The 14,644-nt window shown below is 53.9% G+C and carries 14 protein-coding genes; 7 read left to right on the forward strand and 7 right to left on the reverse strand.

The features are described 5' to 3' along the window. The first annotated feature begins 356 nt into the window (after window positions 1-356). Both acnB and yacL read left to right on the forward strand, forming a co-directional pair. Window positions 357-2,954, forward strand: a complete 2,598-nt coding sequence (gene acnB, locus V2154_RS03050) for a bifunctional aconitate hydratase 2/2-methylisocitrate dehydratase (RefSeq protein WP_353501013.1) — start codon at window positions 357-359, stop codon at window positions 2,952-2,954. A gap of 77 nt (window positions 2,955-3,031) precedes the next feature. After that, window positions 3,032-3,397: a protein YacL gene (yacL, locus tag V2154_RS03055; protein ID WP_034787239.1), complete on the forward strand. Its 366-nt coding sequence runs from the start codon at window positions 3,032-3,034 to the stop codon at window positions 3,395-3,397. Window positions 3,398-3,401: 4 nt separating this feature from the next. Here the strand turns inward: yacL and yddG are convergent, their stop codons facing one another. The 5 genes from yddG to V2154_RS03080 all read right to left on the reverse strand — a co-directional run bounded on the left by yddG (window position 3,402) and on the right by V2154_RS03080 (window position 7,938). Then, window positions 3,402-4,280 carry an aromatic amino acid DMT transporter YddG gene (yddG, locus tag V2154_RS03060; RefSeq protein WP_353501014.1) on the reverse strand — a complete coding sequence of 293 codons (879 nt, stop codon included), beginning with the start codon at window positions 4,278-4,280 and terminating at the stop codon, window positions 3,402-3,404. Window positions 4,281-4,405: 125 nt separating this feature from the next. Further along, the gene (locus V2154_RS03065; protein WP_353501015.1) at window positions 4,406-5,281 is read right to left on the reverse strand and encodes a hypothetical protein; all 876 of its coding nucleotides are present in this window, start codon (window positions 5,279-5,281) and stop codon (window positions 4,406-4,408) included. Window positions 5,282-5,678: 397 nt separating this feature from the next. Beyond that, entirely contained in the window at window positions 5,679-6,473 is a 795-nt protein-coding gene (speD, locus tag V2154_RS03070) for an adenosylmethionine decarboxylase (protein WP_353501016.1), read from the reverse strand. A 28-nt stretch (window positions 6,474-6,501) separates the two neighbouring features. After that, window positions 6,502-7,365, reverse strand: a complete 864-nt coding sequence (gene speE, locus V2154_RS03075) for a polyamine aminopropyltransferase (protein ID WP_353503898.1) — start codon at window positions 7,363-7,365, stop codon at window positions 6,502-6,504. Between the two features lie 225 nt (window positions 7,366-7,590). Beyond that, window positions 7,591-7,938, reverse strand: coding sequence for a YacC family pilotin-like protein (locus V2154_RS03080; protein ID WP_034787248.1), 348 nt, complete (start codon window positions 7,936-7,938; stop codon window positions 7,591-7,593). Window positions 7,939-8,142: 204 nt separating this feature from the next. On the opposite strand from V2154_RS03080, the gene cueO reads away from it, so the two are divergent. From cueO to hpt, 3 genes are all read left to right on the forward strand, one after another. Beyond that, window positions 8,143-9,759: a multicopper oxidase CueO gene (gene cueO, locus V2154_RS03085; protein WP_353501017.1), complete on the forward strand. Its 1,617-nt coding sequence runs from the start codon at window positions 8,143-8,145 to the stop codon at window positions 9,757-9,759. 110 nt (window positions 9,760-9,869) lie between these two features. After that, window positions 9,870-10,835 carry an arabinose-5-phosphate isomerase GutQ gene (gutQ, locus tag V2154_RS03090; RefSeq protein WP_353501018.1) on the forward strand — a complete coding sequence of 322 codons (966 nt, stop codon included), beginning with the start codon at window positions 9,870-9,872 and terminating at the stop codon, window positions 10,833-10,835. A 113-nt stretch (window positions 10,836-10,948) separates the two neighbouring features. Continuing rightward, window positions 10,949-11,485: a hypoxanthine phosphoribosyltransferase gene (gene hpt / locus V2154_RS03095; protein WP_353501019.1), complete on the forward strand. Its 537-nt coding sequence runs from the start codon at window positions 10,949-10,951 to the stop codon at window positions 11,483-11,485. Window positions 11,486-11,603: 118 nt separating this feature from the next. On the opposite strand, the gene can is transcribed toward hpt, so the two are convergent. Continuing rightward, window positions 11,604-12,260 carry a carbonate dehydratase gene (can, locus tag V2154_RS03100; protein WP_034787270.1) on the reverse strand — a complete coding sequence of 219 codons (657 nt, stop codon included), beginning with the start codon at window positions 12,258-12,260 and terminating at the stop codon, window positions 11,604-11,606. Window positions 12,261-12,408: 148 nt separating this feature from the next. Between can and V2154_RS03105 the strand changes: the two genes are divergently transcribed. Together V2154_RS03105 and V2154_RS03110 are read left to right on the forward strand one after the other, a co-directional pair. After that, a complete protein-coding gene (locus V2154_RS03105; RefSeq protein WP_353501020.1) occupies window positions 12,409-13,332 on the forward strand; it encodes an ABC transporter ATP-binding protein in 924 nt (307 codons plus the stop codon). Then, complete coding sequence (locus V2154_RS03110) at window positions 13,332-14,102, forward strand: ABC transporter permease (RefSeq protein WP_353501021.1); 771 nt, start codon at window positions 13,332-13,334, stop codon at window positions 14,100-14,102. Before V2154_RS03105 ends, V2154_RS03110 begins: the two co-directional genes overlap by 1 nt. A 104-nt stretch (window positions 14,103-14,206) precedes the next feature. Here V2154_RS03110 and panD read toward each other — a convergent pair whose 3' ends face one another. After that, window positions 14,207-14,587 (reverse strand): aspartate 1-decarboxylase, encoded by a 381-nt coding sequence (gene panD / locus V2154_RS03115; protein WP_353501022.1) that lies wholly within the window; start codon window positions 14,585-14,587, stop codon window positions 14,207-14,209. Between the last annotated feature and the right edge of the window lie 57 nt (window positions 14,588-14,644).

A 14,644-nucleotide genomic window follows, 5' to 3' on the forward strand; every position in this document is an offset into this window, starting at 1 on the left:
GTCCGCTATTTGCCAAAACCCGCCTTTAATCCCTTGTTAATCTAAGCCTATTATGCTGTTCTAATGCGCGGCGAGAGGGCGCGCAGTCGATCCGTCTGCGCTCAACGATTCAGCAAAGATTTAATGTTGCTTTTATGTGAACGAATTAACAAGCGAGATAAATCCTGCTATGCTGCCTCGGCGCAAAGGGCCACTGTGCTTAGGTTCAAGGACTTGTTATGACGACAAAGAAATCAACATACCCGCAGTGTCCCGATTCATCAGAAAGATTGAAAAACCCTGCCCCTACAGGCATGACGCCGTTCTGATGATGGAAGCCAGGCATAATAAATGACAATGAGAGCGAGGAGAAAGTCGTGCTAGAAGAATACCGTAAGCACGTAGCCGAGCGTGCTGCAGAGGGCATCGTCCCTAAGCCACTTGATGCTTCACAGATGGCAGCGTTGGTTGAGTCACTGAAAAATCCGCCGAAAGGCGAAGAAGACACTCTGTTAGACCTGCTGATTAATCGTGTACCGCCAGGCGTTGATGAAGCCGCCTATGTTAAAGCCGGATTCCTGGCTGCCGTCGCCAAAGGCGAAACAACCTCCCCGTTGGTTACCCCTGAAAAAGCCATTGAACTGCTGGGCACCATGCAGGGCGGCTACAACATTCACCCGCTGATCGACGCACTGGAAGATGCCAAACTGGCACCTATCGCGGCTAAAGCGCTGTCCCATACTCTGCTGATGTTCGACAACTTCTACGATGTGGAAGAGAAAGCGCAGGCAGGCAATGAGCACGCGAAAAAGATTCTTCAGTCCTGGGCTGATGCGGAATGGTACATGTCTCGTCCAAAGCTGGCCGAGAAAATCACCGTTACCGTTTTCAAAGTCACGGGCGAAACCAATACCGACGATTTGTCGCCTGCTCCGGATGCCTGGTCCCGTCCAGATATCCCTCTGCACGCGCTGGCTATGCTGAAAAACGAACGCGAAGGCATCGTGCCTGACGCGCCGGGCAGCGTAGGTCCAATTAAACAGATCGAAGAACTGAACAAAAAAGGCTTCCCGCTGGCTTACGTGGGTGACGTAGTCGGTACCGGCTCTTCCCGTAAATCTGCAACCAACTCCGTGTTGTGGTTCATGGGCGACGACATCCCATTCGTGCCGAACAAGCGCGGCGGCGGTGTGGTGCTGGGCGGCAAAATCGCACCTATCTTCTTCAACACTATGGAAGATGCGGGCGCGCTGCCAATCGAAGTGGACGTTTCTGACCTGAACATGGGCGATGTTATCGACATCTTCCCGTACCTCGGCGAAGTGCGTAACCACGACACTGGCGAAGTGATTGCTAAGTTTGAGCTGAAAACTGACGTCTTGCTGGACGAAGTTCGCGCCGGTGGCCGTATTCCATTGATCATCGGCCGTGGCTTAACCACCAAAGCCCGTGAGTCTCTGAAACTGCCAACTAGCGACGTGTTCCGTATCGCTAAGCCAGTTGCTAAGAGCGACAAAGGCTTCTCACTGGCACAGAAAATGGTTGGCCGCGCCTGTGGCGTTGCCGGTATTCGCCCGGGTGAATACTGCGAACCTAAGATGACCTCCGTAGGCTCTCAGGACACCACCGGTCCAATGACCCGTGATGAGCTGAAAGACTTGGCCTGCTTGGGCTTCTCTGCTGATTTAGTGATGCAGTCTTTCTGCCACACCGCCGCTTATCCTAAGCCGGTTGACGTGACGACTCACCACACTCTGCCAGACTTCATCATGAACCGTGGCGGTGTTTCACTGCGCCCAGGTGACGGTATCATCCACTCATGGCTGAACCGTATGCTGTTGCCAGACACCGTCGGCACCGGCGGCGACTCACACACTCGCTTCCCAATCGGCATCTCCTTCCCAGCGGGTTCCGGGCTGGTGGCCTTTGCGGCAGCAACTGGCGTGATGCCTCTTGATATGCCAGAATCCGTTCTGGTGCGTTTCAAAGGTAAGATGCAACCGGGTATCACCCTGCGTGATCTGGTTCATGCGATCCCTTACTACGCAATTCAAGAAGGTCACCTGACCGTTGAGAAGAAAGGTAAGAAGAACCTGTTCTCCGGCCGTATTCTGGAAATCGAAGGTCTGCCAGAGCTGAAAGTCGAACAAGCCTTTGAACTGGCGGATGCGTCCGCAGAGCGTTCGGCGGCGGGTTGTACGATCAAACTGGATCAGGCGCCGATCAAAGAGTACCTCAGCTCCAACATCGTGCTGTTGAAGTGGATGATCTCTGAAGGTTACGGCGATCGTCGTACCATCGAGCGCCGCATCAAAGGCATGGAAGAGTGGCTGGCGAATCCAAACCTGCTCGAAGCCGATGCTGACGCGGAATACGCGGCAGTGATTGAAATCGATCTGGCTGAGATCAAAGAGCCAATCCTTTGTGCGCCAAACGACCCGGACGACGCTCGTCTGCTTTCCTCTGTGCAGAACAGCAAAATTGATGAAGTGTTCATCGGTTCTTGCATGACCAACATCGGTCACTTCCGCGCAGCAGGTAAACTGCTCGACAGCCATAAAGGCGCGTTGCCGACTCGTTTGTGGGTTGCTCCACCAACGAAAATGGACGCGGCTCAGCTGACAGAAGAGGGCTATTACAGCGTCTTCGGTAAGAGCGGTGCGCGTGTTGAAATCCCTGGCTGTTCACTGTGCATGGGTAACCAGGCACGCGTGGCCGACGGCTCGACCGTGGTTTCAACCTCTACCCGTAACTTCCCGAACCGTCTAGGCAATGGCGCAAACGTCTATCTGGCCTCGGCAGAGCTGGCCGCGGTGGCTTCCCTGCTGGGTCGCTTGCCAACGCCGGAAGAGTATCTGGGCTATATGGCCGAAGTGGACAAGACAGCAGTAGACACCTACCGTTATCTGAACTTCGACAAGCTGAGCGAATATACTGACAAAGCTGACGGCGTTATCTTCCAAACCGCAGTCTAAATCGTTATATTCTGACCATTGTTGAAAGGGGAGCCTCGGCTCCCCTTTTTGTTATGAATTTTTCAGAGGACTCAACCATGGACTACGATTTTTTGCGTGATATCACCGGTGAGGTCAAAGTTCGTTTTTCAATGGGGCACGAGGTTCTGGGCCACTGGCTGAACGAAGAAGTCAAAGGCGACTTGAGCGTATTGGATAAAGTCGAAGCGGCCCTTGCCGAGTTGAAAGGCAGTGAGCGCCAGTGCCAGATTGAAGGCCATGAATACACCCTGCTGCTGGCCGACGATGAAGTGATGATCCGCGCCAACCAGTTAGGATTCGAGGGCGACGAGATGGAAGAGGGCATGAGCTATTATGATGAAGAGAGTCTGGCGTTTTGCGGCGTAGAGGACTTTCTGCAAGTCCTCGAGAAGTACCGTTCTTTCGTCACCACCTATCGGTAAGCCCTTACTTGCCGCGCGACGCGCTCCAGCATAGCAGCGACCCCGCCACCACCATGCCGACGCCCGGCCAGAAACTGGCTCCCGGCAGGGTATGTAGCCACAGCCCCGCGATGAAAATAGCCGATAACGGCGTGAAATAGGAGAGGGCCGCCACCAGCGTGGCATTACCTTTTTTCATCGCGATGTCCCAGCACTGATAGGAAATCGCGGTGATCGCGCCCATCACCAGTAACTCAGTGACGGCCGGCCAGGTCATTCTGATTCGGGTAGAAGAGTAGTTGAAGTAGAGCGCCCACAGCACCGCGCCGGTTGCCAGCAAGAACAGCGGCAACACCCCAGCCCCTTTACTAAATATCCGCACCAGATTGGAATAGAGCGCCCAAGACACTGCTGCGCCAAGCGCCAGCGCATAAGCCACCGGGTTGCTGCGCACATTGCGCATCAGCTGGTGGATATCCAAACCGTGCCCGCCGCTAATAGCCCATAGCACGCCAACAAAGGCTAACACCGCGCCCGGCCACATCCACCAACGCACCTTTAATTTCAGCAACGGCACGGCGAACAGCAGGGTCAGGCTGGGCCACAAGTAGTTAATCAGGCCAAGTTCTAAGGTTTGCTGGCGGCTATGTGCCAGACCAATCGCCAGCGAAAACGACACCATATAGAAAACGAACAGCAGGCCGCAAATAATCAGATAAGCCGCAGATTGCCCGCGCAGCGTCGGCCGGCCGCTGGCCATCCACACCATAATTCCACTCACGGTATAAATAGAGGCTGCCGCGCCAAATGGCCCAAGGGCTTCGGCCAGACTGCGGGTCAGAGCAACGCTCATGCTCCACAATACAATGGCAATAACACCAAACAGCGTCGCAAAACGATCCATGGATTCGGTCTGAGTCAGGGAAAGGGATACCCAAGATAAGCGATTGCCGCGGCTAAGCAAACCTGAAGAATCTCAATCCCCTTCATCAACAGCAATTCATGATGAAGGGGAGTGAAAGGCGGGGATCAGAAGTAGTAACCGACCTCTAAGCCCAGCGTCGAGGTGGTGGTGGCTGGCTGATAGTAGCCGACATTCTGACCGTCGAGCTGGCCCTGTTTATCGTCCGATTTACCGTATTTCTGGTGAATATAGGACGCCTTCACAAATAGGTCTTTGTTGATATTCCACGTCAGGCTGGTGAACGGTGACAGGCGCGATTTCGGCTCAAGCCAGACACCGCCCTGATTGCTGTGGGTCCAGGTCTTAATCGGATACAGCGCGCCGCCTTCCAAACTGAGGCGCGACTCGCTGGTCATCTGCCAGTTTGCGCCAAGAGAAGCTTTGGCATAAGGCTGGAGCGTGACTTCCAGCGCGCTAAATTGGCGGGTGCGATTCTCTGAGGCAATATAAACATCGTCGGAACGAATATTGCGCAGCCAGAATTGCCCGCCCAACGCCCCTTTGGCATCAAAAGAGACGCTGTCCGAGGCGCGATAACGGTAACCGCGCGTGATATCCGCGCTGTAGCCGGTATAGGTTGTTTTGCCTTTTAATGAGCCATCGGGCACGTCGGCTTTATCATCCAGCGTGCTGCCCTGATAATTAACGATGCCAAACATCAGGCTCATGTCCCAGGCTTTTAATAACCCACTTGGGGCATCGAGATAGTTATTGGCGCCAAAGTTTACTCGCAGGCGAGGACCATGTTCTGCAACGTATTTGCCGTCTTGGTTAGCGACGGTTTCATCCCATTTATAATATTCCGCCCCATAACTGACATAGTGGCGTGTTCCATCGGTATTGCTGCTGAACAAACTTTCCCCGGCCCGGGAAACCCCGGAAACCAATAAAGAGCTCGATACCAATAAGGTGGCAACGGTCTTTAATTTACAGATTGTCATTTTATTATTTCTTTGTGTCGGTGAAGGAGAGCGGTGATTTTAAAAACAGCGGGGGGATGCTAACGCAGGATAAGGTGGGTAAAACAGCCTCTATTCATTTTTGGTCAAAATAAGATCAATACAGAGGTATTAAGTTAAATTTAAAGACTTGATGGTTAACTATTTGAGTTAGTTAGTTTTTATATTCTTTAAATTTGACTTAATACGTAGATCATTTTCTGATCAATTTGACTTAAGGTAATGTAAAAAACAGCTTTAGTGAATTTTTTAGGTAGAAGCGGGGATTTCTATAAGAATTAAATGTAGCTGAGCGTGGAGTTAAGTCAAATTAAAATGGCGGACATGTGATGCCCGCCATTTATTAACTTCTTATTAACCTCTGTTCGGCTGAAAAATCTTACAGCGAAGGGATATTGCGACCGTAATAAATTTCCTGCATCTCTTTATACAGCAGGTCGGTAATTTCTTTATGCTCTGCCGCGCTTAATTGGTCGGGCTTGGCATTGAAAAGATAATGTTTAAGGTCGAACTCTTTCAGCATCATTTTGGTGTGGAATATATTTTCCTGATACACGTTCACATCCATCATGTCATACAGCGCCTTCATATCCTTCGACATGAAGTTCTGAATCGAGTTGATCGAGTGGTCGATGTAATGTTTGACGCCATTAATGTCGCGAGTGAAGCCACGCACGCGATAATCAATGGTGACAATGTCAGATTCCAGCTGGTGAATAAGGTAGTTCAGCGCCTTGAGTGGCGAGATAACGCCACAGGTGGAGACTTCAATATCGGCGCGGAAAGTGCAAAGGCCGCCTTCAGGGTGGCTTTCTGGATAGGTATGCACGCAGATATGGCTTTTATCGAGATGCGCCACCACGGAGTTTGGCAGCGGGCCAGGGTGCTCGGTGGTATCCACGTCGCGTGGGTCCATTGGCTCTTCGCTCACTAAAATCGTGACGCTGGCGCCCTGTGGCTCATAGTCCTGCCGCGCGACGTTGAGGATATTGGCACCGATGATGGAGCAAGTTTCGGTGAGAATTTCCGTCAAACGGTTCGCGTTATATTCTTTGTCGATGTAGGCAATATAGCCGTCACGATCGTCAGCCGTTTTGGCATAACAGATATCGTAGATACAAAAACTCAGGCTTTTTGTCAGGTTATTGAAACCATGCAGTTTCAGTTTTTGCAATTTAGTTCACCCCCTCATGGATGCCGGATCAGCGCGAGGCTGACAGGGCATTCAGTAGATATTGCGGCAGGGCAAAGCTGCCATAATGGATTGCCGGATTGTAATAACGGCAGGCAATGTCTGCGGCGTCGAAGCGCGCTTGCAGAGTCTTAACGTCGAGCTGGCGATGCTCCGGGCTGTTGGTGGCCCAGGCGAAAGTCATGATGCCACCGTAATAGGTCGGGATCGCCGCTTGGTAAAAACTGACGTCGCTAAAGTAGTGACTCAGCTTCTGGTGGCTATTAACGGCTTCATCCTGCTGTAAGAAGCAGACGCCGTTTTGCGCCACGAAAATGCCGCCCGGATTCAGACAGCGCTCGCAGCCTTGGTAAAACTCTGAGGTAAACAGGCTTTCTCCGGGACCAATAGGATCGGTGCAATCTGAGATGATCACATCAAAGGTTTCGCTGGTCTGATTGACGAACTTCACCCCGTCGTCGATCACCAAGTTAAAGCGCGGATCGTCATAGGCACCGGCATTGTGGTTCGGCAGATACTGGCGGCAGAACTCCACCACGCCGGCATCAATTTCTACCATAGTGACAGACTCAACCTGCGTATGACGGCACACTTCGCGCAGCATTCCGCCGTCGCCGCCGCCGATAATCAGCACTTTCTTAGCCTTACCGTGAGCCAGAATCGGCACGTGGGCCATCATCTCGTGATAGATGAACTCATCCCGCTCGGTGGTTTGCACCACGCCGTCGAGCGCCATCACGCGGCCCAGCTCGGCGTTTTCGAAAATGATCAGATCCTGATGCTCGGTTTTATCGCGATACAGCTCTTTTTCGACGCGAAAATATTGGCCAAAGTTGGCGTGCAGCGTCTCAAACCACATTTCTTTTTCGGACAATTTCTGTGACGGATTCTGGGACATTGTGCAATCTTCTCCTGAGTATTCACAGCCTTGGAAAATGGGGGCAACATGATAGCCAACATCGCCATTGTATGCACGATTGAATATTACTCAGACGTTTTAGGAATATAAGTGTAGCTGAGGTGGGGAAATACGCTGGAAAGCGGCCCGGCCAGAGGCGAAAGTCAGTGGGAAGATGCTAAAGCCGGGCGAGAGAGGGAGTTAGTTAGAGTAGGCCAGCAGGCTCAGGGAGTCGCGTGCCAGCGCCTTGCACTTGGTCGGCTTGGCGACGGCAATCCCGCTCAGGTCGCGATAGCTATCTTCACCCATCGCCTGCATGTTGAAGCTGCTGTAATTGGTTAAATCCCAACGGTTTTGTTGAGCGAAAAACACAATCGCGCGCTTAATTTGCGCGTTAGGAAGCTGTTCGTAGCCGCAATTATTTTTCAAATACACGAAGACGGCGGTCAAATCTGCCAGATCTTCAGCCTCTGATTCGCTTAAAGCCTGGCTGGCGGAGGAGAATCCGAGCAGGGCGAGCAACATCAGGGTTAGCGTCGTTTTTTTCATGGAGTGGTTCTTTATAAAGAGAAAAAAGCAGGCTCAGATAGAATGAAACGACGTTAACATATTTGCCCTGAGTCACACTAAATTTCTTTTGTCGGCAATGCTGCTTGACCCTTCCCTTGGTGGAAGGTTTACCCTCTGTGTTATATCTGCCCGTTCTTTGCCAACCCCGACAGAGGCACTGAACATCGCCAAAAGGATCTGAACATGCATCGTCGTGACTTTATTAAATGGACAACACTGATGGGGGCGGCCACTACGCTGCCGGGCTGGAGCCGTCTGGCATTTGCTGCTGACAGGCCAGCATTGCCGATTCCCATGCTGCTCAAACCCAACGCCAAAGGCGTGATGGTGCTGAATTTACAGCGCGGGCAGAGCCAGTTTACGCCGGGCGTGAATACCGAAACCTGGGGCATTAATGGCAATATCCTCGGCCCCGCGCTGCGCGTCAAACGCGGCGAGCCGGTGACGGTCACGGTGAATAACCAACTGAATGTCGCCAGCACGGTACACTGGCACGGGCTGGAAATTCCCGGTCAGGTGGACGGCGGCCCGCAGGGCGTGATCGCGCCGGGTGCCAGCCGCACTGTGCAGTTCTCCCTCGACCAGCCTGCTTCTACCTGCTGGTTCCATCCGCATCCGCATCAGACCAGTGGCTATCAGGTGGCGATGGGGCTGGCCGGTTTGGTACTGATTGAAGATGACGAAAGCAACCAGCTGCAACTGCCGTCGCGCTGGGGCGTGGATGATATCCCGCTGATTCTTCAGGACAAGCGCCTGAACGACGCCGGGCAGATCGACTACCAGATGGATGTGATGACCGCCGCCGTGGGCTGGTTTGGTCAACACATGCTGACCAATGGCGTGGTCTTCCCGCAGCACGGCGTGTCGCGCGGCTGGCTGCGTTTCCGCCTGCTCAACGGCTGTAATGCGCGCTCGCTCAATGTCTCGACCAGCGACGGTCGCCCACTCTACGTGATTGCCAGCGACGGCGGCTTCCTCGCCGAGCCGGTGAAACTCAGCGAGCTGCCGATGCTACCCGGCGAACGTTTCGAAGTGCTGGTCAACTGCCCGGATGCCAAAGCTTTCGACCTCGTCACCCTGCCGGTCACTCAGATGGGCATGACCCTTGCGCCGTTCGATAAACCTCTGCCGGTGCTGCGCGTGCAGCCGACCCTGACGCAGGGCGAGCAGAACATACCGGATAAACTGATCACACTGCCGGAGCTGGTTTCCGTCGATGGCCTGCCAACCCGCTGGTTGCAGCTCTCCATGGATCCGCGCCTTGACCAGCAGGGCATGGCGGCGCTGATGGCGCGCTATGGGCATCAGTCCATGGCGGGCATGAGCATGGACCACGGCTCAGGCGACGGCGGCCACGATATGGCGGGCATGAATATGCAGGGCATGTCCCATGACGACCACGGCAACATGGCAGGCATGGACATGAGTAAGAAGGATGACGGCAAGTTCGACCTGATGACCGGCAACCGAATCAATGGCAAAGCTTATGACATGAACAGCCCGGCCTTCGATGTCAAACAGGGCCAGTACGAGAAATGGACCATTTCCGGTGAAGGCGACATGATGCTGCACCCGTTCCACATTCACGGCACCCAGTTCCGCATTCTGTCTGAGAATGGTAAGCCAGTGGCGGCGCACCGCGCGGGCTGGAAAGACATTGTGAGAGTGGAGGGCGGGCGCAGCGAGGTGCTGGTGCGTTTCAACTATCTGGCGAGCAAAGAGCAGTCCTACATGGCTCACTGCCACCTGTTGGAACACGAAGACACCGGCATGATGCTTGGATTTACGGTTTCCAGTTAAGGCCTTTGTTTGTTGAGTCGATATGTCGATCACTGACATTCGCCTCAGCAGACTGTATGGTAACGCGGCTGAAAACCATGATATTCACATCATTCTGAGGGGAGAATAAGATGAAAAAGTCGCTGCTGGGCTTTGCGCGGGAAACGCTGGAAATCGAAATCGAAGAGGCGCAACGGCTGCTGACTCGGCTGGATGACAATTTCGTCGACGCCTGCCAGTTGCTGCTCAACTGCACAGGCAAAGCCGTGGTGTCGGGAATGGGTAAATCCGGGCACATCGGCAAGAAAATTGCCGCGTCCCTTGCCAGCACCGGCACGCCAGCCTTCTTCGTCCATCCGGCCGAGGCGCTGCACGGCGACTTAGGCATGATTGGCAGCAACGACGTGCTGATCTTCATCTCCTATTCTGGCCGCGCCAAAGAGCTGGACATGATCCTGCCTCTATTAGCCGAAAACCAAACCAAGCTGATTGCTATTACCGGCGGCAAAGATTCCCCGCTGGCGCAGGCCGCCGATGCCATTATTGACGTCGGCGTAGAGCGCGAAGCCTGCCCAATGGGGCTGGCCCCGACCTCCAGCGCGGTCAATACTTTGATGATGGGCGACGCGCTGGCGATGGCCTTAATGCGCCATCGCGGCTTCGGCGCAGAGGACTTTGCTCGCTCACATCCGGGCGGCAGCCTCGGCGCGCGCTTGCTCAATCGGGTTCATCATTTGATGCGCACCGGCGACCGACTGCCGGTTATCGACAGCCAGGAAAATGTCATGAATGCCATGCTGGAGCTGAGCCGAACCGGGCTGGGCCTGATTGCGGTCTGCGACAAACAGCGCCACGTGGTGGGGGTATTTACCGACGGCGACCTACGCCGCTGGCTGGTGAAAGGCCATACTCTCGACGAGCCGCTGATGAATGCCATCACCCGCCCCGGCTTCCAACTGCCGGAACAGTGGCGCGCGGGCGAGGCGCTGGAAGCCCTGCACCAGCAGAACATCAGCGCCGCGCCGGTGGTGAACAGCGACGGCGTGCTGGTCGGGGCGATAAATCTGCATGATTTACATCAGGCGGGCATTGGTTGATCCGACGGCGTTACTCATTAACTGGTTCTTTGTTATAATCCCCGCGCTTTAAGGTCGCCATCACGGTCAGTGGTGGCGATGACTCTTTCAAATTCCAGGTGGTTAGGCTTTATATGAAACACAGAGTAGACGTCATGATTTCCGAGCAGGAAGTCAAAACCCGAATTGCTGAGTTAGGCCGTGAAATCACCGAGCACTACCGTGATAGCGGCAGTGATATGGTGCTGGTCGGGCTGTTGCGCGGTTCATTCATGTTTATGGCTGACTTGTGTCGCACCATTGACGTTTCCCACGAAGTGGATTTCATGACCGCCTCCAGCTACGGCAACGGCATGTCCACCACCCGTGATGTCAAAATCCTCAAAGATCTGGATGAAGATATCCGTGGCAAAGACGTGCTGATCGTCGAAGACATCATCGACTCCGGCAACACCCTGAGCAAAGTCCGCGAACTGCTGCAACTGCGCGGCCCGAAATCGCTGGCAATCTGTACGCTGTTGGATAAACCACAGCGCCGCGAAGTGGACGTGAAAGTCGAATATGTAGGTTTCGCCATCCCCGACGAATTCGTGGTGGGTTACGGCATCGACTACGCCCAGCGCTATCGCCACCTGCCGTACGTCGGCAAAGTAGTGATGCTCGAAGAGTAAGTGGCTGGCTGCCCGCCTTAGTATTTCTAACGCGGGCAGTACACACAGAGCGACACGCCGGAAAAAGGCACAAAAAAAGGCACATAATGTGCCTTTTGCTTTTTATTCTTTTGTACAGTTACTGCGGATTGCCGTGCAGCAGGGCGGAGACGCCTTGGCGGTAACGTTGTTCCAGCGTTTCGCGGCTGGTGGAGGTCACTTCGAGGTCGCGCAGACGCCCGTCTTGAATGCCGTAAACCCAGCCGTGCAGCGAGACTTTTTGTCCGCGCTTCCACGCGGTCTGCATCACCGTTGAGTGGCCGAGGTTGTAAATCTGTTCCACCACGTTCAGCTCGCACAGCTTGTTCAGACGCTGGTCTGGGGAGAGCTCGCCGAGCAGTGAACTGTGTTTGTACCAGATGTCGCGAATATGCAGCAGCCAGTTGTTGATAAGCCCCAACTCAGGATTCTCCACCGCCGCCTGAACACCGCCACAGCCGTAGTGCCCACAGATAATCACGTGCTCGACTTCCAGCACGTCGATGGCGTACTGCACCACGGACAGGCAGTTAAGGTCGGTATGGATAACCAGATTGGCGACGTTGCGGTGAACGAAGAGTTCACCCGGCTCAAGCCCGGTCAGTTGTTCGGCAGGCACGCGGCTGTCTGAGCAGCCAATCCATAGAAAGCGGGGTTTTTGCGATTCGGAAAGACGTTCGAAGAAGCCTGGATCTTCTTCCACCATGGTTTTTGACCAAAGGGCGTTATTATTTTTAAGTGTTTCAATGTCATTCATGGACGTTAATAGCCTGTAACCGATCAACTGCGATGGGTTAATATAGGGCAACACTCCGCTATTTCATATCGATTCAGCATCCCATTAAGCAACAAATCATAACGCCAGAATTTATAACAAGGTTCTCTACACAAGGTAAGCTCCACTTATGACATACGCATTGGAACTGGAGAAGTTAACCAAGACTTACGCCGGTGGCGTGCAGGCTCTACGCGGCATCGACCTCAAGGTAGAAGCAGGTGATTTCTACGCGCTGCTCGGGCCAAACGGTGCCGGTAAATCGACCACCATTGGCATCATCAGCTCGCTGGTGAATAAATCTGCCGGTAAGGTTCGAGTCTTTGGTTACGACATCGATAAGGATATCGTCAACGCCAAGCGCCAGCTCGGGCTGGTGCCGCAGGAGTTCAACTTCAACCCGTTTGAAACCGTCATGCAAGTGGTGGTCAATCAGGCCGGTTACTACGGCGTTCCGCGCCCGCTGGCTTTACAGCGCGCTGAAAAATACCTAACCCAGCTGGACCTGTGGGGCAAGCGCAACGAGCGTTCCCGCATGCTGTCGGGGGGGATGAAGCGCCGCCTGATGATTGCCCGCGCGCTGATGCACGAGCCGAAGCTGCTGATCCTCGATGAACCAACCGCCGGGGTGGATATCGAGCTGCGCCGTTCCATGTGGGGCTTCCTTAAAGAGCTTAACGCCCAGGGGACCACCATCATCCTGACCACCCACTATCTGGAAGAAGCGGAGATGCTGTGCCGTAATATCGGCATTATTCAGGGCGGCCAGCTGGTGGAAAACACCAGCATGAAAGAGCTGCTGTCGAAGCTGAAATCTGAAACCTTCATTCTCGACTTGGCACCGAAAAGTAATCTGCCGCAGCTGGAAGGCTATCGCCACAAGCTGACGGATACCTCGACGCTGGAAGTGGAAGTGATGCGCGAGCAGGGGCTGAACTCGCTGTTTAGCCAACTGAGCAATCAGGGCGTGCAGGTGTTGAGTATGCGTAACAAGGCTAACCGTTTGGAAGAGCTGTTTGTCACCTTGGTGAACGGCAGTGAGGAATCGAAATAATGTCGCAATTGTATTGGGTTGCACTCAAAAGTATCTGGCTAAAAGAGATTAACCGTTTCGGGCGTATCTGGATCCAGACGCTGGTTCCGCCAGTGATCACCATGACGCTGTACTTCATCATTTTCGGTAATTTGATCGGTTCGCAGATTGGCCAAATGCATGGTTTCACCTACATGCAGTTCATCGTGCCGGGCCTGATCATGATGGCGGTGATCACTAACTCCTACGCTAACGTGGCATCCTCTTTCTTTAGCGCCAAGTTCCAGCGCAATATTGAAGAGCTGCTGGTGGCCCCTGTGCCAACGCACGTGGTGATTGCCGGTTATGTCGGCGGCGGCGTGGCGCGTGGTATCTGCGTGGGGATTTTGGTCACCGCGATTTCACTGTTCTTCGTGCCGCTGGTGATCCACTCATGGTGGGTTATCGCGCTGACTCTGCTGCTGACGGCGATCCTGTTCTCCCTCGGCGGCCTGCTCAACGCAGTATTTGCCACCACCTTTGATGACATCAGCCTGATCCCAACCTTCGTGTTGACCCCGCTGACCTATCTGGGCGGCGTGTTCTACTCGCTGACGCTGCTGCCGCCAATCTGGCAGGCGGTTTCTAAGCTCAACCCAATTGTCTATATGATCAGCGGCTTCCGCTACGGCTTCTTGGGGATCACCGATGTTCCGTTGGTGTTCACCATGGGCGTGTTGGTGGCGTTTATTGCAGTGTTTTACTTGCTGGCTTGGTACTTGATTGAGCGTGGCCGCGGCTTGCGTAGCTAATCCACGTCATCCTTTGCGCTGTCTCGGCGTTGGCTGCATGGCAATTTAAAAATAAAAAAAACGGGGCCAGTCAGTGGCCCCGTTTTTTTATGCCTGAATCAAGGTTATGCCACTTGAACAGGTACCGCCTTGGCGGTGCGTTTCAGTTGGTTTTCACCTTCGAAATAGGCGACTTTCGGCTGGTGCTTGCGGGCTTCGGCGTCTGACATCTGCACGTAAGAACAGATGATCAGCAGGTCGCCGACGCAGGCGCAGCGCGCTGCCGCGCCGTTCACCGATATAATCCGTGAGCCGCGTTCAGCTGCGATAGCATAGGTCGAAAAACGCTGACCGTTATCAACGTTATAAATGTCGATGGCTTCGTATTCCAGAATCCCTGACGCGTCGAGGAAGTCTTGATCGATGGCGCAGGAGCCTTCGTAGTGCAAATCAGCCTGAGTCACGTGAACTCGATGCAGTTTGCCTTGGAGCATAGTACGTACCATGTAGGTGACCCTTCATTTACCTTTAACTTTCACACTGTTGCTTCATTGCGACAGCGG

The sequence above is a fragment of the Ewingella sp. CoE-038-23 genome (genome assembly GCF_040419245.1).
GTDB lineage: Bacteria > Pseudomonadota > Gammaproteobacteria > Enterobacterales > Enterobacteriaceae > Ewingella > Ewingella allii.

Coding starts and splice junctions, on each gene's coding strand:
- yacL (WP_034787239.1), top strand. CDS start 3,032: ATGGACTACGATTTTTTGCGTGATATCACCGGTGAGGTCAAAGTTCGT.
- yddG (WP_353501014.1), bottom strand. CDS start 4,280: ATGGATCGTTTTGCGACGCTGTTTGGTGTTATTGCCATTGTATTGTGG.
- V2154_RS03065 (WP_353501015.1), bottom strand. CDS start 5,281: ATGACAATCTGTAAATTAAAGACCGTTGCCACCTTATTGGTATCGAGC.
- V2154_RS03080 (WP_034787248.1), bottom strand. CDS start 7,938: ATGAAAAAAACGACGCTAACCCTGATGTTGCTCGCCCTGCTCGGATTC.
- cueO (WP_353501017.1), top strand. CDS start 8,143: ATGCATCGTCGTGACTTTATTAAATGGACAACACTGATGGGGGCGGCC.
- gutQ (WP_353501018.1), top strand. CDS start 9,870: ATGAAAAAGTCGCTGCTGGGCTTTGCGCGGGAAACGCTGGAAATCGAA.
- hpt (WP_353501019.1), top strand. CDS start 10,949: ATGAAACACAGAGTAGACGTCATGATTTCCGAGCAGGAAGTCAAAACC.
- can (WP_034787270.1), bottom strand. CDS start 12,260: ATGAATGACATTGAAACACTTAAAAATAATAACGCCCTTTGGTCAAAA.
- V2154_RS03105 (WP_353501020.1), top strand. CDS start 12,409: ATGACATACGCATTGGAACTGGAGAAGTTAACCAAGACTTACGCCGGT.
- V2154_RS03110 (WP_353501021.1), top strand. CDS start 13,332: ATGTCGCAATTGTATTGGGTTGCACTCAAAAGTATCTGGCTAAAAGAG.
- panD (WP_353501022.1), bottom strand. CDS start 14,587: ATGGTACGTACTATGCTCCAAGGCAAACTGCATCGAGTTCACGTGACT.